We start from the raw sequence: 26,885 nt of genomic DNA on the forward strand, positions 1-26,885 counted from the left end.
GTACGTGACGCCCCATAAAAGGGCCGGTGATCACCGTTTGCCCGGTTAACCCTTCCAACACCCGCCCAAAGCTGGCACCATCGCGCCCTTTTTCACGCGAAGCCTGCGGGTTTTCCAGGTTCAAACGGCTGTTCGGTTGTTGATGGCGCGACACGCCGCTGTGCCGATGCGACACCTTGCCGCAGACCACCTGTTAAGCATCCGCCGCGCTGTTGGCTGCCATCCGGACGCTATGCTAGGTTGGCGCCTCGCCAGGAAGGCGACCCAACAGCAGGAACGCAACGAACACAATGAGGACCGCACATGGCTCTGGCCGCGCCCGCGCTTGAAATCCGCAACTTGCATAAACGCTATGGTGAGCTGGAGGTACTCAAAGGTATCTCGCTGACCGCTCGCGACGGCGATGTGATCTCGATCCTGGGTTCCTCCGGTTCCGGCAAGTCCACATTCCTGCGCTGCATCAACCTGCTGGAAAACCCGCACCAGGGCCAGATCCTGGTGGCTGGCGAAGAGCTCAAGCTCAAGGCCGCGAAGAACGGCGAGCTGATAGCCGCCGACGGCAAGCAGATCAACCGCCTGCGCAGCGAAATCGGGTTTGTGTTTCAAAACTTTAACCTGTGGCCGCACATGAGCATCCTCGACAACATCATCGAGGCCCCACGCCGTGTGCTCGGCCAGAGCAAGGCCGAAGCCATCGAAGTGGCCGAAGCCCTGCTGGCCAAGGTCGGCATCGGCGACAAGCGCCACGCCTACCCCGCGCAATTGTCCGGCGGCCAGCAGCAGCGGGCGGCCATCGCGCGTACCCTGGCGATGCAGCCGAAAGTCATCCTGTTCGACGAACCCACCTCGGCCCTTGACCCGGAAATGGTCCAGGAAGTACTTAATGTGATCCGCGCGCTGGCCGAAGAAGGCCGCACCATGCTGCTGGTCACCCATGAAATGGGCTTCGCCCGCCAGGTGTCCAGTGAAGTGGTGTTCTTGCACCAAGGCCTGGTCGAAGAGCAAGGATCGCCACAGCAGGTGTTTGAAAACCCGCTTTCGGCGCGCTGCAAACAATTCATGTCCAGCAACCGCTAACGGAGCAACATGCATGCAGAACTATAAAAAATTCCTTCTGGCCGCGGCCGTTTCGATGGCGTTCAGCGCCTCGGCCATGGCAGAAACCCTGAAAATGGGGATCGAAGCGGCCTACCCGCCGTTCAACAATAAAGATGCCAGCGGCAACGTCGTCGGCTTCGACAAAGACATCGGCGACGCCCTGTGCGCCAAGATGAAAGTCGAGAAGTGCGAAGTGTATGTATCGGACTGGGACGGCATCATCCCGGCGCTGAACGCGAAGAAATTCGACTTCCTGGTGTCCTCGCTGTCGATCACCGACGAACGCAAGCAGGCCGTCGACTTCACCGACCCGTACTACTCCAACAAGCTGCAGTTCATCGCACCTAAAGCCACGGCAGACTTCAAGACCGACGCGGCCTACCTGAAAGGCAAGATCATCGGCGCACAACGCGCGACGTTGGCTGGCACCTACCTGGAAGACAAGCTGCCAGACACCACCAGCAAGCTCTACGACACCCAGGAAAACGCCTACCTCGACCTGACGTCCGGCCGCCTGGACGGCATCCTTGCCGACAAGTACGTGCAGTACGAATGGCTCAAGAGCAAAGACGGTTCCGCCTATGAATTCAAGGGCGACCCGGTGGTCGAGAGCGACAAGATCGGTATCGCCGTGCGCAAAGGCGACCCGCTGCGCGAACGCCTGAACAAAGCCCTGGCAGAGATCAAGGCCGACGGCACCTACAAGAAGATCAACGACAAGTACTTCCCTTTCAGCATCGAATGATCTGAACGGTATGCCCGACGCGCTCCCAGGGGCGCGTCGGCTTTCAGCTTTGCCTGCCGCGATATGAAAACACCATGAATTTCGATCTCTACGGATTCGGCCCGGCGCTCGCCGCCGGCGCGCTGATGACCGTCAAGCTGGCGCTCACGGCCCTGTGCCTGGGGCTGGTACTCGGCCTGGCTGGCGCTTTGGCCAAGACGTCCCCATACAAGCCGCTGCAGTGGCTGGGCGGGGCTTACTCGACCCTCGTTCGCGGTATTCCCGAACTGTTGTGGGTGTTGCTGATTTATTTCGGCACGGTCAACCTGATGCGTGCCCTCGGGGAGTTTTTCGGTAACCCCGACCTTTCCCTCAGCGCCTTCGCCGCCGGGGTCATCGCCCTGGGCCTGTGCTTTGGCGCCTACGCCACGGAAGTGTTCCGTGGCGCGATCCTTGCCATTCCCAAGGGCCACCGTGAAGCCGGTGTGGCATTGGGCCTGTCGAAGTTTCGCATCTTCACCCGCTTGATCATGCCGCAGATGTGGCGCATCGCCCTACCGGGCCTGGGCAACCTGTTCATGATCCTGATGAAAGACACCGCGCTGGTATCGGTGATCGGCCTCGAAGAAATCATGCGCCATGCGCAGATCGGCGTGACCGTGACCAAGCAGCCGTTCACCTTCTTCATGGTGGCGGCGTTCATGTACCTGGGCCTCACCGTGCTGGCCATGACTGGCATGCACTTCCTGGAAAAACGCGCCAGTCGCGGCTTTGCAAGGAGCACCCAATGAACGGCGACTACAGCTGGCTGTCCCATTTCGACCTGGGCCTGAACTGGGCCGTGATCATCAAGTGGCTGCCCAAACTGGCCCAGGGCGCGACCCTCACCCTCGAGCTGGTGGCCATTGCGGTGATTGCCGGCCTGCTGCTGGCGATCCCGCTGGGCATCGCCCGCTCCTCGCGCCGCTGGTACGTGCGGACCCTGCCCTATTGCTACATTTTCTTCTTTCGCGGCACGCCGTTGCTGGTGCAACTGTTCCTGGTCTACTACGGCCTGGCGCAGTTCGACGCGGTGCGTAACAGCTTCATGTGGCCGTACCTGCGCGATCCGTTCTGGTGCGCCACCGCCACCATGACCCTGCACACCGCCGCCTATATCGCCGAAATCCTGCGCGGTGCGATCCAGGCCATCCCGCCGGGTGAAATCGAAGCGGCGCGGGCCCTGGGCATGTCCAAGCCGAAGACGCTGTTCTATATCATCCTGCCGCGCGCCTCGCGCATCGGCCTGCCGGCGTACAGCAACGAAGTGATCCTGATGCTCAAGGCCAGCGCCCTGGCCAGCACCGTGACGCTGCTCGAACTGACCGGCATGGCGCGCACCATCATTGCGCGCACGTACCTGCCAGTGGAGATCTTCTTCGCCGCCGGCCTGTTCTACCTGCTGATGGCCTATGTGCTGGTGCGCGGTTTCAAACTGCTGGAACGCTGGCTGCGAGTCGATGCTTGCCAGGGACGTTGAAGCGCACTTCCAGGCGCTGGATGCGTTCCTCAGCGAACACCAAGGGCTGTGGCGACCACGGCCCTTCACGCATCGCCAGTTACCCTGGGAATCCCAACATCCCGCGCTCGCCCAGTGGCTGCGCCGGCGCTCGCTGGCCGACGCGGAAAGCAGCCACAACCGGCCCCATGAGCTGCCCGCCCCGGCGCCTTTTCCACAGCTGGCCGCGCAGGCGCTGCGCCTCAGTGCTGTGGATAAGTTACCGACGCAGCCCCTGGCACCCGCCCGCCAGCGCCTGAACGTCGATGTGCCTGGCCGCAAGTGGCAACAGATCGAAGCCTTCGGCGCCGCCCTGGGGTTCGCGCAACCACCGCGGCACTGGCTGGACTGGTGCGCCGGCAAAGGCCACCTCGGCCGCCGCCTGCTGCACAGCGGGCAGCAACTGACCTGCCTGGAATACGATCCGGCCCTGATCGCCGCCGGGCAGGCCTTGAGCGACCACCACCAACTGCCCGTCACCCATCACCTGCAAGACGTACTGGCCGACGTGACGGTCAGCGCCGAACACACACCCGTCGCCCTGCACGCCTGCGGCGACCTGCACGTGCGTCTGCTGCAACTGGCCAGCACTGCCGGCTGCAAGCAACTGGCGCTGGCACCCTGCTGTTACAACCGCATCCGCACCGACCGCTATCAGCCACTGTCGAGCGTCGGCCGCGCTTCGGCGTTGCGCTTATCGGTGGATGACCTGGGGCTGCCCCTCAGTGAAACCGTCACCGCCGGCAAGCGGGTGCGCCGGCAACGGGATACGTCCATGGCCAGGCGCCTGGGTTTCGATCACTTGCAGCGCCAATTGCGCCATTGCGACACGTACCTGCCCACGCCGTCCCTGCCCGCCAGTTGGCTGGATAAACCCTTCGCCGACTATTGCCGCGAGTTGGCCGGCCTCAAAGGTTTATCCACAGGCGAGCAGGATTGGACAGCGCTGGAGGTACACGGCTGGCAGCGCTTGGCCGAGGTCAGAAACCTGGAACTGCTGCGAGGGTTGTTCCGCCGCCCGCTGGAGCTGTGGCTGGTGCTGGATCGGGCTCTGTTTCTGCGGGAACAGGGCTACACCGTGACGGTAGGCAGCTTCTGCGAAACCACCCTAACCCCACGCAACCTTATGGTGCTGGCTGAGCGCGATTAAAGCGCATTTTTTCCTACGCGCGCCCTGTGGATAACTCTGTTGATGAAATCCTTACAGAAGTTGTAGCCATCTGCGCTACAGGCCAAATGCCATACTGATCATTTTTTGTGCAACGAATAAAACGCACGCAAAACAGGCGGTTGCGCCGTGTTGAGAATGGTTCCGCCCAAACCCCATTCGACGCCATCGGCGACCTGCCGATTGTGCATAAGCATTTCGCGTTCAGCGCATAAAGCGTGATTTAGCGGGCTTTTTTCCGTGCGATCAACAACCGGCACAGCCTCTTGAGATCGTCGCAGGCGGCGCTCGCCGCCAAGTTATCCAGCGGGTCCGTGGCAAAGGCCAGGGCTTCGCTGATCGATGGATCGCGATGCACCACGTCCAACGGATTATCGCCCAGGCGCAGTTTGAAGGCATTGACCATGTCCCGGCTGAACGCCGAGTTTTCTTCCAGTTGATTGATCACATAGTGGCAATGTGGCGGGCGTTCACGCTCAAGATAAGGCGCCAGCACCGCGTCCAACTGGTCAAGCGTGCCGAGGCACGCGGCATTCGGCTGGACGACGACCAATACGCTATCGGCCACGCTCAACGCTTGATGCAGATAGACGTTATTACCGGCGGGGGTGTCGATGAGCATGAGCGGGCGCTCGCTCAACCCCAGAGTCGACAGGTGCTGCGCCAACCACTCCGGTTCACGCGTGAGCCAACGTTGCAGGTTGTCCTTCTGCTTGATATCGGTGTGCCCGAAGGGGATCACGCGGCAGCCGGCAAACCCTGTTTGCAGGAGCGTCTCCCAGCGCGTATTGAGCAGGCTGGCGCGGCCGACGCCCAGGAGCTCCGGGGCCACGCCGAAATGCTGGCGCAATGCGTTTTGAGGGTCCAGATCCAGCGCCACCACCGACTCCCCCAAGCGCTGCAAGCCGCTGCTCAACGCCGTGGCCAGGGTGCTGCGGCCGACGCCGCCGTTGACCGAGACCAGCGCCACCACGGTTGGGCGCGGTGTGCTCAAGTCATAATGATGAGGTTGTTCATAGGCCGCTGGCGCATTGGCGCAAAAGCGCGAGCCGTCTTTCTGGTTAGCGCGGGTGCCATCATCGAATGGAAGGGTGCCGAAAAAGTGCAGCCGAGCGTTCCGTGCCTTGGGCTCCCGGGTCAGGCTCTTGCCGGACGGGGCAAACAGATCATCGGTACGGCTCATGGCCATAACTCCTTCACAGTGCCATTAAAGACGTGAAAGGTCGGCAAGATAAGGCTGACCGCAAGTCTTTTTGTCGGCGCTTTGGTTGCGACATTCTGTGACAGGCGTTATGAGGTGTCATTATTTTGATGGAATTGCCGCCACCCTTTCAGACGAGCGGAAAATAGCCAATTTACCGGCACTTATTCAGGATAAATTGCTACAAAGTGATTTCATCGTGCCATTGTTTTTTACCCGGTATCACCGCACCATTGCCGCACCTTCAATGCTGCAAGCTCGGGTATTCGCAGTGGCGATACGCTTTAACTTCCCTCGGTTCCTGTACGGTCTGGCCATCACGCTGTTGCTGGGTGGCGGCCTGCTGGGCAATCTGCTCGCCGATTGGGATTTCAGCCAGATCAGCCGCCGCGCCGAGGCGCTTTACGGGCCCCTGGGCGCCGGGCGCCAGCGTATCGACGCCTGGCAACACCTGCTCACGGCGCAAAAGCAGGTCAGCGAAACCGAACAACTCAACGTGGTCAACTTGTTCTTTAACCGCCAGTTGCACTACGAAGAAGATATCGACCTGTGGCACGAGATCGATTATTGGGCGACGCCCATTCAATCCCTGTGGAAAGGTGCCGGTGATTGTGAAGACTATGCCATCGCCAAATACTTCAGCCTGCGTCACTTGGGCGTCCCGGCCGAGAAGCTGCGCATCACCTACGTCAAGGCCTTGCGCCAGAATCGCGCGCATATGGTACTGACCTACTATGCAAGCCCGGAAGCCATGCCGTTGGTACTGGACAGCCTGATGGACCCCATTCTGCCGGCCAGCCAACGTCCGGACCTGCTGCCCGTCTACGCTTTCAACGGCGAAGGGTTGTGGCTGACCGGCGCGGCGGGCAACAAAAAAGTCGGTGATAGCAAGCGCCTGTCACGCTGGCAGGATGTCTTGAAAAAAATGACCGCCGAAGGGTTTCCGGCCAGTTCGGATAATTAACAGGAGCTACGATGTCACTGTTCAAACAATTGCTGATCGCTATCTGTGTGTTTCTAGTGGTTGCCTTCAGCGGTAGCTTCATCGTCAGCCTGGAAAGCTCGCGTGCGCAGTACGTCAACCAGTTGCGTTCCCACGCCCAGGATGCGGCCACCGCACTGGCGCTGTCGCTGACGCCGAACATCGATGACCCGGCGATGACCGAGCTGATGGTCAGTTCGATTTTTGACAGTGGCTACTACGCGAGCATCCGCGTGGTGGACCTGAGCAATAACCAGGTGCTGGTGGAGCGTGCCGCCGAACCTGATGCCAGCGGCGTGCCGGCCTGGTTCGTGAAAATGATCGGCCTCGCGCCGGCCGGCGGCGATGCCATCGTCAGCCGAGGCTGGCAGCAGGCGGCACGGGTCGAGGTGATCAGCCACCCGATGTTCGCCCTGGCCAAACTGTGGCAGAGCGCATTGGGCAGCCTGGGCTGGTTGCTGCTCTGCGGCGCCGCGAGTGCGGTGCTCGGCGCGCTGTTGCTGCGCCGTCAGTTGAAGCCGCTGGACTATATGGTCGAACAGTCCCACGCCATCGCGCGGCGCGAATTCATCAGTTTGCCCGACCTGCCCCGCACTCCCGAACTGCGACGCGTGGTGCAGGCCATGAACCAGATGGTCGAGAAGCTCAAGGCGTTGTTCAATGAACAGACCGAGCGCAGCGAGAAGCTGCGCGTGGAGTCCTACCAGGACAGCCTGACCGGGCTGGCCAACCGGCGCTATTTCGAGATGCAGCTCAACTCGCGGGTCAGCAACCTGGAAGAAGCCAGTTCAGGCTACCTGCTGATCTTGCGGGTCAACGACCTCGCCGGTCTCAACCAGCGCCTGGGCGGGCAACGCACCGACCAACTGCTGCAAGCCGTCAGCCAGCAACTGGTGCGGACCTGCGCCAAGTACCCGGAAACCCACAACCTGATCACCCGCAGCCGCGGCGGCGAGTTCGCGGTGCTTGCCCCGGGCCTGGTGCGTCACGAAGCGGTGCAATTGGCCCAGGCGCTGGAAACCACCCTGCAGAGCCTGTACGAAACGGGCGCCACAGACATGCAGAGCGTGGCCTACATCGGCCTCGCGCCCTACAACCCCGGCGATGCCTCGGCCGACCTGTTGAAGCTGGCCGACCAGGCCCTGGCCCAGGCTGAAGCCAGTAGCGGCCAAACCTGGGTATGCCTGGAGCGCCAGACCCGGGGCACCGTCAGCGACGATCCGCATAGCTGGCACACCCTGCTCGACGAGGCCCTGAATCAGGGGCGCTTCCGCTTGTTTTTCCAGCCGGTGGTCAGTAGCAGCGATACCCGTCAGGTGCTGCACTACAAGGTACTGTCGCGCCTGCTCGACAACCAGGACCAGACCATTGCGGCGGGGCACTTCCTGCCCTGGCTGGAGCGCTTCGGCTGGACCGCACGCCTTGACCAATTGATGCTCGACCTGGTGATCAAACACCTGGCACAACACAACCAATCGGTGGCGTTGAACCTCTCGGCGGCGACCTTGAATGACCCACAAGCCCTGGAGCGGATGTTCGAGCGATTGGCGCAACACCCGACACTCGGTACGCGCCTGACGCTGGAGATCGGCGAAGAGCAAGTGCCCGAGCAAGCCCAGCTGGAGCGTCTCACCCGGCGCCTGCGCAGCCTCGGATACAGCCTCGGCCTGCAACGTTTCGGCGGGCGTTTCAGCATGATCGGCAACCTGGCGAACCTGGGCCTGGCGTACCTCAAAATCGACGGCAGCTACATCCGGACCATTGATCAGGAAAGCCACAAGCGCTTTTTTATCGAGGCGATCCAGCGTGCCGCCCACAGCATCGATTTGCCGTTGATTGCAGAGCGCGTGGAAACCGAAGGTGAGTTGCGCGTGATTCGCGAGATGGGCATCGAAGGGGTGCAAGGCCAACTGGTCGGTGAACCCGCGCCGTGGACGTGGAGCGCCGAGTAATCAGGCCGGCTTGACGCTCATGCCGTGAAAGAGGTGCGTGCGCCTCAGATCAAACCGCTTTCATCGTCATTGATCAGCTCACTCAAACCGCCCAGCGCCGTCCGTGCCTGGGTACGCTCCATCACCTTGACCTGCGCGGCGGGCGGCAGGTCAGTGATGCGGATCACGCCCTTGGCGGTCAGCACCTGGATCAAGTCATCGAGCACCCGAATCATCTCGGAGTCGCTCTGTTGGAGCTGCTTGAGGCTGTTGTCGATCACATCCGTGGCAAACCACGCCTGAATGTCCTGATGATCCGCCGGTAGAGTCCCGGTGGATTCGGCGAAGGCCTGCGCCTCGACGCGAACCAAAGCGTTGTATTGATCGCGTTGCACGTAGAACATCAGCGTTCTCCCAATAAAAAATCCCTGCAGGCGCCGCACCTGGCTCCTACAGAGATTACACACATTTTCCCGAAGCTGGTGCCCACGGAGCACCAATCCCGAAAGATTGGCGCTCCAGGGTGATCAGTCGTGATGCTTGACGGTCAGATCACCACCGGCGATCAGGCTGTTGATCGCGGCACTGCCACTGCCCCAGCTGGCGCCATCGACCTTGATCGTAACATCGGCCGTACCGCCACCCTGCGCCGTGAACGAACCGCTGCTGCTGACACTCAGCGTCGAGTTGCCCGCCGAGTCGGTGCTCAACTTCAGGTAGTTGGTCAGGTTGGTGTCGTTATTGCCTTGCAGCAAATCGGACAGGTCCAACTTATCGCCTTCGCTGTGCTTGAAGTCGGTGATGGTATCAACGCCAGTCCCGGTGTTGGTATCCCCTTTGAGCCACACGAAGGTATCCGCCCCCGCGCCGCCGGTGAGGGTGTCATTGCCCTTGCCGCCCACCAGGATGTCGTTACCCGCCCCGCCGTTGAGCACGTCGTTACCGCCTTGGCCGAACAGAATGTCGTCGCCGGCGTTGCCGATCAGCTTGTCAGCGCCGTCGTTGGTGCCGTAGATGTTCGACGCGCTGGCCAATGCACCCACGTCAGCGACGTGTTCGGTGATGAACTGGTGCAAGGTACGGTCATCGATGTGATCGACGGTCGTGGCCAGTTTGTCGGCCGCGAACGCCTTGAGTGCAGCACTGCCTTCAAGGTTGTTGTAGCTGATCAGGTCGCCGAACAGAATGTCGTTGCCCGAACCACCGGTGAGGGTGTCGGCGCCGGTATCGGCCGCGTGGCCGGTGATGGCATCCGCCAGCTTCGCGGTGTCGATCGTGGAGACGTTATGATCGGTATCGAACTGCTTGAGCACAGCGGTATCAATGTTCGAGCCCAGACCGATGGCCTCGACGACAACCTTGCCTGGAACCGCGTTGACCAGATCGGAGTAGGCCGACTTGGCGTTGCTCATGGCGTTGCTGGAATCGTTGTAGACCGACGCCACGTCAAAGCCGCCGCTGCTGTTGGCCACCACGGTGCCTTCGAGGTTTTTATTACCCCAACCATCGTAGGAATAGACCTTGCCGTCACCATCGACAATCACCTGCGTCCTGCCGTTGATTGTCGTTGTGACCGAGTTGGTCTGACCCAAGACGTAATTGCCGCTATTGACGATGCTATCAAAGTAAACATTCGAGCCGAACCAACTGGTCGAGCCCAGGAGAGGGTTACCCTGAATGGCGGTGTACATGTTCGGCTCACCGTCGGTAATGAAGTACGTCAGGTTTTTTGCACCCACATTGCTCGTGGCTTCGTCGCCTTTGAACCAGTTGGTGGCGGCGTTGAACGCATCCTGATAGTTGGTCATGTCGCTCGATTTTGACGTCATCTGAGTCAACACAGCCTGCAAGGCCGCTTTAGCGGCGTCCTTGTCGGCGAGGTTGACCGAGACCTGCGCTTCGACCCGCGTATCGAAGTCGACCAGCAGTACTTTCACAACACCCGAGTCGCTTTTACCGGCATTGCTGATCAAGGTATCGAACACGCTCGCAAGCTGCGCCTTGATCGACTTCATCGCACTGCTGCCGATACTGCCCGAGGTATCGACGATAAAGGCAATGTTGTAGTTGCTGCCGGCATTGACGATGCCGCCTTTGTCACCGACCACCATGTTGTTGGCCGAGGTACTGCTCAGGTCGATGACATCGGCAGCGCCGCCGCCTTCAGTCACCACATAAGCCTGTGGCGCAACGGTAATGGTGCTGGTGGCCACCGACGAACTCAGGCTGTCAGCACCTGCGTTGTCCTTCACAGAGATCTCGACGGTGCGATCACCCGTAGTCGGATACTTGCTGGTGCTGGAGTACTGGAACGACTCGAGCAACGACTTGTAGGTGGCCGTGTCAGCCGCGCCCGACAGGGTCAGGACGATTTTGCCACTGACGTCGGTGCCAACGCTGGTCAGGGTGACGCCGTTGTAAGTACCGCCCACGGTCACCAGGCTCGAGCTGAGCTGGTCGCCCGCGCTGGCGTTTTTCAAGGTGATGGTCGCGCTTTGCATCTGGCTGCTGTCGACGTCACCGATGGCTACGTTGCCGGTGATCGCTATCCCACCCGTACTGCGCTCCGAGTAGGCCGTGCTGTAGCTGGTGAGGACGGAACCGTCTGTGGTGCTCAGGTCCAGGGTCGGTGCGTCGTTGACCGAGGTCACGGTGATAGTGCCGTTGGCCGGGGCCGAGGTCAGCGGATTGCTGCCGTTAGCGTTGCCGCTGTCGGTGGCGGTGTAGGTGAAGTTCGCCGTGCCGTTGAAGTTCGCGTTCGGCTTGAAGTACACGGTGGCTTCGCCGTTGACCGCGGTAATCGCGCCGGTCACTGGTTTGGTCATCGCTGCGTCGGTGTAGAAGGTGCCGTTGGTTGGCGTGCCGACGGTGAACGATTTCACGTTCGCCAGGCCATCGACGTCGGTCGCGCTCAGCTTGACCGCGATGCCTACGCTTGGATCTTCAGCACCGGTCGCGGTGGTTGCCGCAGCCACTGGAGCATCGTTGACCGGAGTCACGGTGATGGTGCCGTTGGCTGCTGGCGAGGTCAGTACATTGCTGCCGTCAGCGTTGCCGCCGTCGGTCGCGGTGTAGGTGAAGTTCGCCGTGCCGTTGAAGTTCGTGTTCGGCTTGAAGTACACGGTGGCTTCGCCGTTGACCGCGGTAATCGCACCGGTCACCGCTTTGGTCATCGCCGCGTCGGTGTAAAAGGTGCCATTGGTTGGCGTGCCGACGGTGAACGACTTGACGTTGGTCAGGCCATCGACGTCGGTCGCGCTCAGCTTGACCGCGATACCTACGCTTGGGTCTTCAGCACCGGTCGCGGTGGTTGCCGCAGCCACTGGCGCATCGTTGACCGGGGTCACGGTGATGGTGCCGTTGGCTGCTGGCGAGGTCAGTACGTTGCTGCCGTTAGCGTTGCCGCTGTCGGTGGCGGTGTAGGTGAAGTTCGCCGTGCCGTTGAAGTTCGCGTTCGGCTTGAAGTACACGGTGGCTTCGCCGTTGACCGCGGTAATCGCACCGGTCACCGCTTTGGTCATCGCCGCGTCGGTGTAGAAGGTGCCATTGGTTGGCGTGCCGACGGTGAACGATTTCACGTTCGCCAGGCCATCGACGTCGGTCGCGCTCAGCTTGACCGCGATGCCTACGCTTGGGTCTTCAGCACCGGTCGCGGTGGTTGCCGCAGCCACTGGCGCATCGTTGACCGGAGTCACGGTGATGCTGCCGTTGGCTGCTGGCGAGGTCAGTACATTGCTGCCGTCAGCGTTGCCGCCGTCGGTCGCGGTGTAGGTGAAGTTCGCCGTGCCGTTGAAGTTCGCGTTCGGCTTGAAGTACACGGTGGCTTCGCCGTTGACAGCGTTAATGGCGCCGGTCACCGCTTTGGTCATCGCCGCGTCGGTATAGAACGTGCCATTGGTTGGCGTGCCGACGGTGAACGACTTGACGTTGGTCAGGCCATCGACGTCGGTGGCGGACAGTTTGACCGCAATGCCCACGCTTGGGTCTTCAGCACCGGTCGCGGTGGTTGCTGCAGCCACTGGCGCATCGTTGACCGGAGTCACGGTGATGCTGCCGTTGGCTGCTGGCGAGGTCAGTACGTTGCTGCCGTCAGCGTTGCCGCTGTCGGTGGCGGTGTAGGTGAAGTTCGCCGTGCCGTTGAAGTTCGCGTTCGGCTTGAAGTACACGGTGGCTTCGCCGTTGACCGCGGTAATCGCGCCGGTCACAGGTTTGGTCATGGCCGCGTCGGTGTAGAAGGTGCCGTTGGTCGACGTGCCGACGGTGAACGATTTCACGTTCGCCAGGCCGTCTACGTCGGTCGCGCTCAGTTTGACCGCGATACCTACGCTTGGGTCTTCAGCACCCGTCGCAGTGGTGGCCACAGCCACCGGCGCGTCGTTGACCGCAGTGATCACCACGCTCACCTTGCCAGTCGTGACTTCTTCAACCTGCGTGCTCAACTCTTTGGCCGTTGCCGTCACAGTCAGATCGAAATTGGCAGTCGCATCCTTGGCCGGAGTGACGGTCAGGGTAGCCAGGTTCCAATTGCTGACATCGTACTGGGTGGTCGCACCCGTCGAGGTATAGCTGTGGCCCGTGGCGCCGTCGGTGATGACAGCGCCTTCAGGCAGGCCGCTGATTTCTACCTTGTGCGATTCCGACTGGTCATTGTCGACAAACGTGGTCGTGATCGGGCTGATCTTGATCGCAGTGTCTTCCAGGCCGTGGTTATAAACGTAGCCGGTGTAATAACCTTCTCCGTTGACCACATGAGCATCGTCAAACACCGCCCCGGCGGCTTTCAACGCTTCCAGGCTGGTATAGGTCTGCACGCCGCTGCTGCCCAACGCCATCGACGGGCCGTTGTTGATCGAAACATTGACGTCGTAGTTGCCCGGGCCGGCCTGGTTGTAGTGATAGATGTCGAGGGTGTAATAACCCGACTCTGTCGGCGTGAAGGGGGTTGCGTTGATCCCGGTGCCCTGGCTCCAGGTCTCGGTCGACACCAACTTGCCGCCGACGGTAACCGCCAGGCTGTCATCGGCGCTGCCGGTGAAGCTGTAGCTCTTGCCAGCTTCCAGGTAAATCAGACCGGAGACTTTGGTCGCGGTGAGTTCCACCACATTAGCGTTGCTCACGTTGGCGGTCACACCCGTGGAGGCTGCGCTGTCAGGCGTTTGAGCGTTGATGACCCGGATCAAATCGCTGGACTGAACAACCCCATTGCCGTTCGTACCCAATGCACCCGGCAGGTTGCCGCCGGTCCAGGTTTGAATGGTCAAGCCGGTTGGCACGTCACCGAATGCGCCGACGGTCACGACAGGAACGTCCGTCACTGGGTGGATATCCACGGTGATGGTTTTCGTATCGCTGTTGAGCTGGCCGTCGGTCGCCTGGAACTTCAGCTCGGTGTAATCACCCTGCTTGTTACCGACGCCGGCGTTGCCGAAGCTGTTATCGCCCGACTCGTTGGCCGCTGGGCTGTAACGCACATTGTGATTGTCGAAGTCGGCCTGGCTGAAGGCCTTGCCCGGCGACGTATCGGTTTTCAGATCAGCCGCGCTGAGCTTGACCCAGACACCGTCGACTTTGTACTCGATGGCACCGTTGGGCAGGCTGGTGAAGACGACTTTCAGGTCCGTGGAATCCACATCACTGACCCCGAACGTCGACCATTTCAGCTCGACTGGGGTGTCTTCGTTGCTTTCTACGTAGCCATTGCTCGCAGTCGGCGCATCGTTGACCGGAGTTACGGTGATGGTGCCGTTAGCAGGCGCTGAGGTCAGCGGGCTGCCGCCGTCAGCGATACCACCGTCGGTCGCGGTGTAGGTGAAGTTCGCGGTGCCGTTGAAGTTTTCGTTTGGCTTGAAGTAAACAGTCGCTTCGCCGTTGACCGCATCAATAGCGCCGGTCACCGGTTTGGTCATCGCCGCATCGGTGTAGAACGTGCCGTTGGTTGGGGTGCTGACGGTGAAGGATTTCACGTCTGCCACGCCGTCTACGTCAGTGGCGCTCAGTTTGACCGCGATACCTACGCTTGGATCTTCAGCACCGGTTGCGGTAGTGGTCACAGCCACAGGCGCATCGTTGACCGGGGTCACGGTGATAGTGCCGTTAGCAGGCGCGGAGGTCAGCGGGCTGCCGCCGTCAGCGATACCGCCGTCGGTGGCGGTGTAGGTGAAGTTCGCAGTGCCGTTGAAGTTTTCGTTTGGTTTGAAGTAAACGGTCGCTTCGCCGTTGACGGCGTCAATCGAGCCAGTCACTGGCTTGGTCATGGCCGCATCGGTGTAGAACGTGCCGTTGGTTGGGGTGCCGACGGTGAAGGATTTCACGTCTGCCACGCCGTCTACGTCGGTGGCGCTCAGTTTGACCGCGATACCTACGCTTGGATCTTCAGCACCCGTTGCGGTAGTGGTCACAGCCACTGGCGCATCGTTGACCGGGGTCACAGTGATGGTGCCATTGGCAGGCGCAGAGGTCAGCGGGCTGCCGCCGTCAGCAATGCCGCCGTCGGTAGCGGTGTAGGTGAAGTTCGCGGTGCCGTTGAAGTTCGCGTTTGGTTTGAAGTAAACGGTCGCTTCGCCGTTGACCGCGTCAATCGAGCCAGTCACTGGCTTGGTCATGGCCGCATCGGTGTAGAACGTGCCATTGGTAGGCGTGCCGACGGTGAAGGATTTCACGTCCGCCACGCCATCTACATCGGTCGCGCTCAGTTTGACCGCGATACCTACGCTTGGGTCTTCAGCACCGGTCGCGGTAGTGGTCACAGCCACAGGCGCGTCGTTGACCGGAGTCACGGTGATAGTGCCGTTAGCAGGCGCTGAGGTCAGCGGGCTGCCGCCGTCAGCGATACCGCCGTCGGTAGCGGTGTAGGTGAAGTTCGCGGTGCCGTTGAAGTTCGCGTTTGGCTTGAAGTAAACGGTGGCTTCGCCGTTGACGGCATCAATAGCGCCAGTCACTGGCTTGGTCATCGCTGCGTCGGTGTAGAAGGTGCCGTTGGTTGGCGTGCCGACGGTGAAGGATTTCACATCTGCCACGCCGTCTACGTCAGTGGCCGAAAGCTTAACTTCGATACCCTGGGCCGGATCCTCGGAACCCGTTGCGGTGGTCGGTGCTGCGACCGGCGCATCGTTCACGGCAGTCACGGTGATAGTGCCGTTGGCTGGAGCCGAGGTCAGCGGGCTGCCGCCGTCAGCGATACCGCCGTCGGTAGCGGTGTAGGTGAAGTTCGCGGTGCCGTTGAAGTTCGCGTTTGGCTTGAAGTAAACGGTCGCTTCGCCGTTGACCGCATCAATAGCGCCAGTCACTGGCTTGGTCATGGCGGCGTCGGTGTAGAAGGTGCCGTTGGTTGGCGTGCCGACGGTGAACGATTTCACGTCTGCCACGCCGTCTACGTCGGTGGCGCTCAGCTTGACCGCGATACCTACGCTCGGGTCTTCAGCACCGGTCGCGGTAGTGGTCACAGCCACAGGCGCGTCGTTGACCGGAGTCACGGTGATAGTGCCGTTGGCAGGTGCTGAGGTCAGCGGGCTGCCGCCGTCAGCGATACCGCCGTCGGTAGCGGTGTAGGTGAAGTTCGCGGTGCCGTTGAAGTTCGCGTTCGGCTTGAAGTAAACGGTCGCTTCACCGTTGACGGCATCAATCGAACCGGTCACTGGCTTGGTCATGGCCGCGTCGGTGTAGAACGTGCCGTTGGTTGGGGTGCCGACGGTGAAGGATTTCACGTCTGCCACGCCGTCTACGTCGGTGGCGGACAGTTTGACCGCGATACCTACGCTTGGATCTTCAGCACCGGTCGCGGTAGTGGTCACAGCCACTGGCGCGTCATTGACCGGAGTTACGGTGATGGTGCCGTTGGCAGGAGCCGAGGTCAGCGGGCTGCCGCCGTCGGCAATACCGCCGTCGGTAGCGGTGTAGGTGAAGTTCGCGGTGCCGTTGAAGTTCGCGTTTGGTTTGAAGTAAACGGTGGCTTCGCCGTTGATCGCGTCAATGGAACCGGTCACCGGTTTGGTCATCGCCGCGTCGGTGTAGAAGGTGCCGTTGGTTGGGGTGCCGACGGTGAAGGATTTCACGTCTGCCACGCCGTCTACATCGGTCGCGCTCAGTTTGACCGCGATACCTACGCTTGGGTCTTCAGCACCGGTCGCGGTAGTGGTCACAGCCACAGGCGCGTCGTTGACCGGAGTTACGGTGATGGTGCCGTTGGCCGGTGCTGAGGTCAGCGGGCTGCCGCCGTCAGCGATACCACCGTCGGTGGCGGTGTAGGTGAAGTTCGCGGTGCCGTTGAAGTTCGCGTTTGGCTTGAAGTAAACAGTCGCTTCGCCGTTGACCGCATCAATAGCGCCGGTCACCGGTTTGGTCATCGCCGCGTCGGTGTAGAAGGTGCCGTTGGTAGGCGTGCCGACGGTGAAGGATTTCACGTCTGCCACGCCGTCTACGTCGGTGGCGGACAGTTTGACCGCGATACCCACGCTTGGATCTTCAGCACCCGTTGCGGTAGTGGCCGCAGCCACTGGTGCATCGTTGACCGGGGTCACGGTGATGGTGCCGTTGGCTGGAGCAGAGGTCAGCGGGCTGCCGCCGTCAGCAATGCCGCCGTCGGTAGCGGTGTAGGTGAAGTTCGCGGTGCCGTTGAAGTTCGCGTTTGGTTTGAAGTACACCGTGGCTTCACCGTTGACTGCGTCGATCGAGCCAGTCACTGGCTTGGTCATGGCCGCATCGGTGTAGAAGGTGCCGTTGGTTGGCGTGCCGACGGTGAAGGACTTCACGTCTGCCACGCCATCCACGTCGGTGGCGGACAGCTTGACCGCGATACCTACGCTTGGATCTTCAGCACCGGTTGCGGTAGTGGTCACAGCCACTGGCGCGTCATTGACCGGGGTCACGGTGATGGTGCCGTTAGCCGGAGCTGAGGTCAGCGGGCTGCCGCCGTCAGCAATACCGCCGTCGGTAGCGGTGTAGGTGAAGTTCGCCGTGCCGTTGAAGTTTTCGTTCGGCTTGAAGTAAACGGTGGCTTCGCCGTTGACTGCGTCGATCGAGCCAGTCACTGGCTTGGTCATGGCGGCGTCGGTGTAGAAGGTGCCGTTGGTTGGGGTGCCGACGGTGAAGGATTTCACGTCTGCCACGCCATCTACGTCGGTGGCGCTCAGTTTGACCGCGATACCTACGCTTGGGTCTTCAGCACCGGTTGCGGTAGTGGTCACAGCCACAGGCGCGTCGTTGACCGGAGTCACGGTGATAGTGCCGTTGGCTGGAGCCGAAGTCAGCGGGCTGCCGCCGTCGGCAATACCACCGTCGGTGGCGGTGTAAGTGAAGTTCGCGGTGCCGTTGAAGTTTTCGTTTGGCTTGAAGTAAACCGTGGCTTCGCCGTTGACTGCGTCAATGGAACCGGTCACCGGTTTGGTCATCGCCGCGTCGGTGTAGAAGGTGCCGTTGGTTGGCGTGCCGACGGTGAAGGATTTCACGTCTGCCACACCGTCTACGTCGGTCGCGCTCAGTTTGACCGCGATACCTACGCTTGGGTCTTCAGCACCGGTTGCGGTAGTGGTCACAGCCACAGGCGCGTCGTTGACCGGAGTCACGGTAATGGTGCCGTTGGCCGGAGCTGAGGTCAGCGGGCTGCCGCCGTCGGCAATACCACCGTCGGTGGCGGTGTAGGTGAAGTTCGCGGTGCCGTTGAAGTTTTCGTTTGGCTTGAAGTAAACCGTGGCTTCGCCGTTGACTGCGTCAATGGAACCGGTCACCGGTTTGGTCATCGCCGCGTCGGTGTAGAACGTGCCGTTGGTTGGCGTGCCGACGGTGAACGATTTCACGTCTGCCACGCCATCCACGTCGGTGGCGCTCAGTTTGACCGCGATACCTACGCTTGGGTCTTCAGCACCGGTCGCGGTAGTGGTCACAGCCACTGGCGCGTCGTTGACCGGAGTCACGGTAATGGTGCCGTTGGCAGGCGCAGAGGTCAGCGGGCTGCCGCCGTCAGCAATACCGCCGTCGGTAGCGGTGTAGGTGAAGTTCGCCGTGCCGTTGAAGTTCGCGTTTGGTTTGAAGTAAACGGTGGCTTCGCCGTTGACCGCGTCGATCGAGCCAGTTACTGGCTTGGTCATGGCGGCATCGGTGTAGAACGTGCCGTTGGTAGGCGTGCCGACGGTGAACGATTTCACGTCCGCCACGCCGTCTACGTCAGTGGCGCTCAGTTTGACCGCGATACCTACGCTTGGATCTTCAGCACCCGTCGCGGTAGTGGTCACAGCCACAGGCGCATCGTTGACCGGAGTTACGGTGATGGTGCCGTTGGCAGGTGCTGAGGTCAGCGGGCTGCCGCCGTCAGCGATACCGCCGTCGGTGGCGGTGTAGGTGAAGTTCGCCGTGCCGTTGAAGTTCGCGTTCGGCTTGAAGTAAACGGTCGCTTCGCCGTTGACCGCATCAATAGCGCCGGTCACTGGCTTGGTCATCGCCGCATCGGCGTAGAACGTGCCGTTGGTTGGCGTGCCGACGGTGAAGGATTTCACGTCTGCCACGCCGTCTACGTCGGTCGCGCTCAGTTTGACCGCGATACCTACGCTTGGATCTTCAGCACCGGTTGCGGTAGTGGTCACAGCCACTGGCGCATCGTTGACCGGAGTTACGGTGATGGTGCCGTTGGCTGGAGCCGAAGTCAGCGGGCTGCCGCCGTCGGCAATACCACCGTCGGTCGCGGTGTAAGTGAAGTTCGCGGTGCCGTTGAAGTTCGCGTTCGGCTTGAAGTAAACCGTGGCTTCGCCGTTGACTGCATCAATCGAGCCGGTCACCGGTTTGGTCATCGCCGCGTCGGTGTAGAACGTGCCATTGGTTGGCGTGCCGACGGTGAAGGATTTCACGTCTGCCACGCCATCTACGTCGGTGGCGGACAGCTTGACCGCGATACCTACGCTTGGATCTTCAGCACCGGTTGCGGTAGTGGTCACAGCCACAGGCGCGTCGTTGACCGGGGTCACGGTGATGGTGCCGTTGGCAGGCGCAGAGGTCAGCGGGCTGCCGCCGTCAGCGATACCACCGTCGGTAGCGGTGTAAGTGAAGTTCGCGGTGCCGTTGAAGTTCGCGTTTGGCTTGAAGTAAACGGTCGCTTCGCCGTTGACGGCATCAATCGAGCCGGTCACCGGTTTGGTCATCGCCGCATCGGTGTAGAACGTGCCATTGGTAGGCGTGCCGACGGTGAACGATTTCACGTCCGCCACACCGTCTACGTCAGTGGCCGAAAGCTTAACTTCGATACCCTGGACCGGATCTTCAGAACCCGTTGCAGTGGTCGGTGCGGCAACCGGCGCGTCGTTCACCGCAGTCACGGTGATGGTGCCATTGGCCGGCGCCGAGGTCAGCGGGTTGCTGCCGTCAGCATTGCCACTGTCGGTGGCGGTATAGGTGAAGTTCGCCGTGCCGTTGAAGTTCGCATTTGGCTTGAAGTAAACCGTGGCTTCGCCGTTGACGGCGTCGATCGAGCCGGTCACTGGTTTGGTCATCGCCGCATCGGTATAGAACGTACCGTTGGTCGACGTACCAACCGCGAACGATTTCACGTTCTCCACGCCATCGATATCAGTAGCCGAAAGCTTGACTTCGATACCTTGAACCGGATCTTCGGAACCGGTCGCGGTAGTCGCGATAGCTTCTGGCGCATCGTTAACGGCAATCACGTTGATCGGCAGGGTGATCGACTCGGACTTCGGATCAGCCGTGCCGTCCTGCGCGGTGGCAGTGACAGTGAGGTTCACCAGGCCGTTGGCGTTTTCCGCCGGGGTGAAGACCAGGGTGGCCTTGTTCCAGTTGCTGATGTCGACGCTTTGATTGCCAGCCGTCGCGGTGAAGGTGTGGCCCGGCGTGCCATCGGAGATGGTCGCGTTGAGCGGTATGCCACCGACTTCCAGCTTGAGCGTCTCGGAACCATCCTTGTCGGTGGCGTATGCGTCGATGGTCGACAGCTTGATCGCATGGTCTTCCAGGCCGGTGTTCAGCACCTGGGTGACGTTGATGTTGTCCAGCACGCCGCCCAACGAGTTGTTTGCATCCCCGGCCGGGGCTTTGAACTCGAGTTTGGCATCGCCGTCAGCGGTGACCGGCACGACGAAGGTGTAAGTCTTCATGCCGACGGTGGTGGTATCCAGGGTGCCGACTTTGACGCCGCCCCAGAATACGTCGATCACCGAATTGTTCTCGGCACCCGCACGCGGCGAGTAGTCGACCGAGATGGTGTACGCCGTGCCGGCTTCTGCCTTGATGATGGTGTACAGGCTGGAGTCGTCGCCGGCGTTTTTCTCAAGCTCGATGACCTGGCTGTTGCCTGGGGTCTCTACGCCGTAGTTGCTGCTTTGGCCGATTTCGACTTGGCCGCCGGCATTCCCCGTGAGCCACGGAGTGCTCGGGGTGCCATTGACAGGCGCGTTGTTGGCGTCATTTACCCCGACGATGCCCCACGAACCATTGAGGTTGGCGCTGTCGAAGTTGATCGAGGTCACAGGGCCGCCGCCGAGCAGGCCCAGGTGCGGAGTGTCGGTAACCGGCGCGATCGTGATGTCGGCCGTCGTTACGGCGCTCGATTTACCGCCGTTGTCGACCGCAGTGAACGTCACCTCGGTTTTGCCGCTCCAGTCGCCGGTCGGGGCGAAGTAAACCGCGGCTTTGCCGTCGGCACCGGCCGGCACCGAATCGCCGACTTTGAGTTCGGTTTGCAGCGTGGCATCGCTGTACAGCTTGCCGTTTTCCGGCAAGGTGGTGATGACAAAGCTGGAGACGGTACCGTCCACATCCTTGCCGTCCAGCACGATCTTGGCGGTATGGTCTTCATCGGCGGTGGTGTTGTCGGCCGATGCAGTCGGGGCGTCGTTGAACAGGTCGATAGTGACCTTGCCAGTGGCGCTGCCGGTTTCCGGCGGTTCGCGATCCAGGTTGCCGCCACCGTTGTCAGTCACATCGATGGTGACGGTACGATCGGTACCGACAGGGTTATTGCCCGGGCTCTGGAAGGTGATGGCTTCAACCAGTTTGACGAAGTCGGCGGCGCTGCTGCCGGCCTTCGAGTCGCTGGTGAGGGTGTAGACGATTTTCCCGTCGGCGGCGCTGCCGCTCTGGGTGATGGTGATCCCGGCAACGGCCAGGGCCTTGAGCACATCGGCATTGCTGAGCAAATCACCTGCAGCCAGGTGGTCGACGGTGACCACGACTTTGCTGAAGGTGGTGTTGTCGACGTCTTTGATGGTCAGGTTTTCGACCAGCGCGACTGCGTCTTTTTGCTCAGTGAATGTGGTGCTGTCGAACTTGACCTCAGGCGGATCGTTCACCGGAACCACGTACACCACGGAGGTGACAGGCGCCGAATCCAGCTGGCCGTCGTTGACGGTGATGGTCAGGGTGCGATTGGCCGGGTCCGGGTTCTCGCTTTCGCTGGCGAAGTGTACCGAACGCAGGACTTCCTGGTACTCAGCCGTGGTGGCCTCACCGGACAAGGTCAAGATGCCAGTGGCCTTGTCGTAGCTGACTGCAATTTTGGTGTTGCTGACATCTGCGATCAGCACATCGTCTGCCAGGTGGTTGACGAGTGTGACTTTGGCGCTTTGCAGGGTGCCGTTGTCGACGTCGCTGACGGTCAGGTTCGCCGCCACGTAGCCGCCAGGCTTGCCTTCAATATAGGTGTCGCCGAACGCCTTGGTCGAGGCGTTGCCCAGTACCGGAGCGTCGTTCACCGCAGTCACGGTGATGGTGCCGTTGGCCGGAGCCGAGGTCAGCGGGCTGCCGCCGCCAGCAATGCCGCCGTCGGTGGCGGTGTAGGTGAAGTTCGCGGTGCCGTTGAAGTTTTCGTTTGGCTTGAAGTAAACGGTGGCTTCGCCGTTGACCGCGTCGATCGAGCCGGTTACCGGCTTGGTCATGGCCGCGTCGGTGTAGAAGGTGCCGTTGGTTGGGGTGCCGACGGTGAAGGATTTCACGTCTGCCACGCCGTCTACGTCGGTCGCGCTCAGTTTGACTTCGATGCCTTGAACCGGATCTTCGGAACCCGTTGCGGTGGTCGGTTCGGCGACCGGTGCATCGTTGACCGGAGTCACGGTGATAGTGCCGTTGGCTGGAGCCGAGGTCAGCGGGCTGCCGCCGTCAGCAATGCCACCGTCGGTGGCGGTGTAGGTGAAGTTCGCGGTGCCGTTGAAGTTCGCGTTCGGCTTGAAGTAAACGGTGGCTTCGCCGTTGACGGCGTCAATCGAGCCAGTCACTGGCTTGGTCATCGCCGCGTCGGTGTAGAAGGTGCCGTTGGTTGGCGTGCCGACGGTGAAGGATTTCACGTCTGTCACGCCGTCTACGTCGGTCGCGCTCAGTTTGACTTCGATGCCTTGAACCGGATCTTCGGAACCCGTTGCGGTGGTCGGTTCGGCGACCGGTGCATCGTTGACCGGAGTCACGGTGATGGTGCCGTTGGCTGGAGCCGAGGTCAGCGGGCTGCCGCCGCCAGCAATGCCGCCGTCGGTGGCGGTGTAGGTGAAGTTCGCGGTGCCGTTGAAGTTCGCGTTCGGCTTGAAGTAAACGGTGGCTTCGCCGTTGACGGCGTCAATCGAGCCAGTCACTGGCTTGGTCATCGCCGCGTCGGTGTAGAACGTGCCGTTGGTTGGCGTGCCGACGGTGAAGGATTTCACGTCTGTCACGCCGTCTACGTCGGTCGCGCTCAGTTTGACTTCGATGCCTTGAACCGGATCTTCGGAACCCGTTGCGGTGGTCGGTGCTGCGACCGGCGCGTCGTTGACCGCCGTCACGGTGATGGTGCCGTTGGCCGGAGTAGAAGTCAGCGGGTTGGTGCCATCAGCATTACCGCTGTCGGTCGCGGTATAGGTGAAGTTTGCGGTGCCGTTGAAGTTTTCGTTCGGCTTGAAGTAAACCGTGGCTTCGCCGTTGACCGCGTCGATCGAGCCGGTAACCGGCTTGGTCATGGCCGCGTCGGTATAGAACGTGCCATTGGTTGGCGTGCCGACGGTGAAGGATTTCACGTTCTCCACGCCATCGATATCAGTGGCCGAAAGCTTGACTTCGATGCCCTGGGCCGGATCTTCAGAACCAGTCGCGGTAGTGGCGACAGCTTCTGGCGCATCGTTGACCGCAGTCACGGTGATAGTGCCGTTAGCTGGGGTCGAAGTCAGCGGGTTGGTGCCGTCAGCATTGCCGCTGTCGGTCGCGGTATAGGTGAAATTCGCCGTGCCGTTGAAGTTTTCGTTCGGCTTGAAGTAAACCGTGGCTTCGCCGTTGACCGCGTCGATCGAGCCGGTAACCGGCTTGGTCATGGCCGCGTCGGTGTAGAACGTGCCGTTGGTAGGCGTGCCGACGGTGAACGATTTCACGTTCTCCACGCCATCGATATCAGTGGCCGAAAGCTTGACTTCGATGCCCTGGGCCGGATCTTCAGAACCGGTCGCGGTAGTGGCGACAGCTTCTGGCGCATCGTTGACCGCAGTCACGGTGATAGTGCCGTTAGCTGGGGTCGAAGTCAGCGGGTTGCTGCCGTCAGCGTTGCCACTGTCGGTCGCGGTGTAGGTGAAGTTCGCCGTGCCGTTGAAGTTTTCGTTCGGTTTGAAGTAAACCGTGGCTTCGCCGTTGACCGCGTCGATCGAGCCGGTTACCGGCTTGGTCATGGCAGCGTCGGTATAGAACGTGCCGTTGGTAGGCGTGCCGACGGTGAACGATTTCACGTTCTCCACGCCATCGATATCAGTGGCCGAAAGCTTGACTTCGATGCCCTGGGCCGGATCTTCAGAACCGGTCGCAGTGGTCGCCACAGCCACCGGCGCATCGTTCACCGCAGTGACAGTGATGGTGCCGTTGGCTGGGGTCGAAGTCAGCGGGTTGGTGCCGTCAGCATTGCCGCTGTCGGTCGCGGTATAGGTGAAATTCGCGGTGCCGTTGAAGTTTTCGTTTGGCTTGAAGTAAACAGTCGCTTCGCCGTTGACCGCATCAATCGAGCCAGTCACCGGTTTGGTCATGGCAGCATCGGTGTAGAACGTGCCATTGGTTGGCGTGCCGACAGTGAACGATTTCACGTTGTCCACGCCGTCTACGTCGGTGGCCGAAAGCTTGACTTCAATGCCCTGGACCGAATCTTCAGAACCGGTCGCAGTGGTCGCCACAGCCACCGGCGCATCGTTGACCGCCGTCACGGTGACAGTGCCGTTAGCCGGCGCAGAGGTCAGCGGGTTGCTGCCATTCGCATTACCGCTGTCGGTCGCGGTATAGGTGAAGTTCGCGGTGCCGTTGAAGTTTTCGTTCGGCTTGAAGTACACGGTGGCTTCGCCATTGACCGCGTCAATCGCGCCAGTCACCGGCTTGGTCATGGCAGCGTCGGTGTAGAACGTGCCGTTGGCCGACTCGCCGACGGTGAACGATTTCACGTTCGCCAGGCCATCCACATCGGTCGCGCTCAGCTTGACCGCAATGCCTACGCTTGGATCTTCAGTCCCGGTTGCAGTGGTCGCGATCGCTTCTGGTGCATCGTTGACCGCCGTCACAGTGACAGTGCCGTTAGCCGGAGCAGAGGTCAGCGGGTTGCTGCCGTCAGCGTTGCCGCTGTCGGTCGCGGTATAGGTGAAATTCGCGGTGCCGTTGAAGTTTTCGTTCGGCTTGAAGTAAATCGTGGCTTCGCCGTTGACCGCGTCGATCGAGCCGGTCACCGGTTTGGTCATGGCCGCGTCGGTGTAGAACGTGCCATTGGTTGGCGTGCCGACAGTGAACGATTTCACGTTCGCCAAGCCATCCCCATCGGTCGCACTCAGTTTGACCGCAATGCCCTGGGCCGGATCTTCAGCTCCGTTCGCTGCGACCACCACTGCCACCGGCGCATCGTTAACCGGCGTCACCGTCACGTCCAGCGTGCTGCTCGAACCGGTATTGGTGGTGTAGCCAATTTGCGGCACTTCACCGTTGTAATCCTTGACCGGGGTAAACGCATACGCACCATCCGCACCGATGGTGACGGTACCGACACCTTCGACAATGGCGGTTTGGCCTGCGTTATACGTGGTGCCGCCAACGGTGAACGTCGCGACGGTCAGCACGTTGTCGATGTCGCTGTCATTGCTCAGCACGTTGCCAGTGGCGACTTGCTCCTCGGCAACCGTGTTGGTGTCTGCGACCAGCACGCTCGGGTTGTCGACAGCGATCACGGTGGTAGTGGCGGCTTCCGGGTTGATCGCCAGGTTTTCGTAGTTACCGCCGCTTGCACCGGTGATGGTGGCGCTGACGCTCAGGTCTTTGCCGTCGGCCAGGTTTGCCGGCGTATCGACGCTGACGGTGCCCGTGGTTTTACCGGCTTCGATGGTGATGGTGGTGTTGTTGGACAGCGTGATGGTGACGTCGGTCTGCGCGGCGTTGTTCACGGTCGCGGTATAGACGATCTTGCCGCCCTCATCGACCGACGCGTTCGCGCTCAGCGTGACGGTGGTGGTGTCGATGGTGTCATTGATCTGCGTAACCGCCGGCGCCGGGTCGGTGGTGATGATCAGGTTGCCGCCGCCGGCCGTGCCGGTGATGGTGGCGGAGATCGACGAGGCATCCAGGTAAGGCGTGTCATTGCCCGCGAACGTGACGTTCAGCGCGCCCGCGGTCTGGCCGGCGGGGACCACGACAGACAAGCCGTTGGACAAGGTGACGGTCAGGTCACTGGTCGGCGCCTGGGTGACAAACACGGTGTAAACCACGACGCCGCCGGCTTCGGTGATGCTCGGCGTGGCGGTCAAGGTGATGGTGACGCTGCGCGGATCGAGGCTGTTATCGGCAGCGGCAGTGAACAGGCCGGTCGCGGCATCGGCGGCATTCAAGCCGTTCGTTGGATAACCGATGGTAGGGTCAACCGTGCCTGCGGTGGCCTCCAGCACGACAAAGCTGTGGCCGCCGCCCACGGCGCCGTCCGCGCCAGCGGCAGTCGGGCCGGCAGCAGTGGCTTCAAGGTCTTGGGTCGGGTCGGCACCGGCAGCGATGGCTTGCTGCAGTTCGGCAACGGAGGGTGCTTCCTGGGCAGTGGCGGCACTCAGGTCGGTCACTGAGTCAGGCGTGTTCGCGCTCCATTGCGTGTCGCGCCCCAGGTCAAGGGTGCGGCCATCGGCAAGCTCCAGCGACACGGAGCCGGCAGGACCGGTTTCCACCTGCTCCCCTGCAAACAAACGATCCCCTTCTACCAGCAGGCGACGAATCCCTTCCGGGGATACCGCAAACACTTGACCGACAATGCTTTTGACGACCGCAACGCTGCTCATAAAAGACTCTCCGTGTA

10 protein-coding genes are annotated in these 26,885 nt (G+C 61.2%); 7 read left to right on the forward strand and 3 right to left on the reverse strand.

Annotation, left to right across the window (positions count from 1 at the left end):
• Window positions 1–303 precede the first annotated feature (303 nt).
• From ACVWZP_RS18850 to ACVWZP_RS18870, 5 genes are all read left to right on the forward strand, one after another.
• Window positions 304–1,077 carry an ABC transporter ATP-binding protein gene (locus ACVWZP_RS18850; protein WP_017849951.1) on the forward strand — a complete coding sequence of 258 codons (774 nt, stop codon included), beginning with the start codon at window positions 304–306 and terminating at the stop codon, window positions 1,075–1,077.
• A 13-nt stretch (window positions 1,078–1,090) separates the two neighbouring features.
• Entirely contained in the window at window positions 1,091–1,843 is a 753-nt protein-coding gene (locus tag ACVWZP_RS18855) for an ABC transporter substrate-binding protein (protein WP_017849952.1), read from the forward strand.
• 74 nt (window positions 1,844–1,917) lie between these two features.
• Window positions 1,918–2,613 carry an ABC transporter permease gene (locus ACVWZP_RS18860; RefSeq protein WP_104904104.1) on the forward strand — a complete coding sequence of 232 codons (696 nt, stop codon included), beginning with the start codon at window positions 1,918–1,920 and terminating at the stop codon, window positions 2,611–2,613.
• A 38-nt stretch (window positions 2,614–2,651) separates the two neighbouring features.
• Complete coding sequence (locus ACVWZP_RS18865) at window positions 2,652–3,341, forward strand: ABC transporter permease (protein ID WP_046385364.1); 690 nt, start codon at window positions 2,652–2,654, stop codon at window positions 3,339–3,341.
• The gene (locus ACVWZP_RS18870) at window positions 3,322–4,509 is read left to right on the forward strand and encodes a methyltransferase (RefSeq protein ID WP_457370014.1); all 1,188 of its coding nucleotides are present in this window, start codon (window positions 3,322–3,324) and stop codon (window positions 4,507–4,509) included. The genes ACVWZP_RS18865 and ACVWZP_RS18870 overlap by 20 nt, the downstream gene beginning before the upstream one ends.
• A 241-nt stretch (window positions 4,510–4,750) precedes the next feature.
• Here ACVWZP_RS18870 and bcsQ read toward each other — a convergent pair whose 3' ends face one another.
• Window positions 4,751–5,710, reverse strand: a complete 960-nt coding sequence (bcsQ, locus tag ACVWZP_RS18875) for a cellulose biosynthesis protein BcsQ (RefSeq protein ID WP_046490906.1) — start codon at window positions 5,708–5,710, stop codon at window positions 4,751–4,753.
• A gap of 265 nt (window positions 5,711–5,975) precedes the next feature.
• Between bcsQ and lapG the strand changes: the two genes are divergently transcribed.
• Window positions 5,976–6,692: a cysteine protease LapG gene (gene lapG, locus ACVWZP_RS18880; RefSeq protein WP_017849958.1), complete on the forward strand. Its 717-nt coding sequence runs from the start codon at window positions 5,976–5,978 to the stop codon at window positions 6,690–6,692.
• 11 nt (window positions 6,693–6,703) lie between these two features.
• Window positions 6,704–8,662, forward strand: a complete 1,959-nt coding sequence (lapD, locus tag ACVWZP_RS18885; RefSeq protein ID WP_169881404.1) for a cyclic di-GMP receptor LapD — start codon at window positions 6,704–6,706, stop codon at window positions 8,660–8,662.
• Between the two features lie 44 nt (window positions 8,663–8,706).
• Here the strand turns inward: lapD and ACVWZP_RS18890 are convergent, their stop codons facing one another.
• Window positions 8,707–9,045, reverse strand: coding sequence for a hypothetical protein (locus ACVWZP_RS18890; protein ID WP_017849960.1), 339 nt, complete (start codon window positions 9,043–9,045; stop codon window positions 8,707–8,709).
• A gap of 123 nt (window positions 9,046–9,168) precedes the next feature.
• On the reverse strand, window positions 9,169–26,868 hold the full coding sequence (locus tag ACVWZP_RS18895) for a tandem-95 repeat protein (RefSeq protein ID WP_457370015.1): 17,700 nt from the start codon (window positions 26,866–26,868) through the stop codon (window positions 9,169–9,171).
• Window positions 26,869–26,885: the final 17 nt, after the last annotated feature.

The organism is Pseudomonas sp. TE36184, from assembly GCF_054060055.1.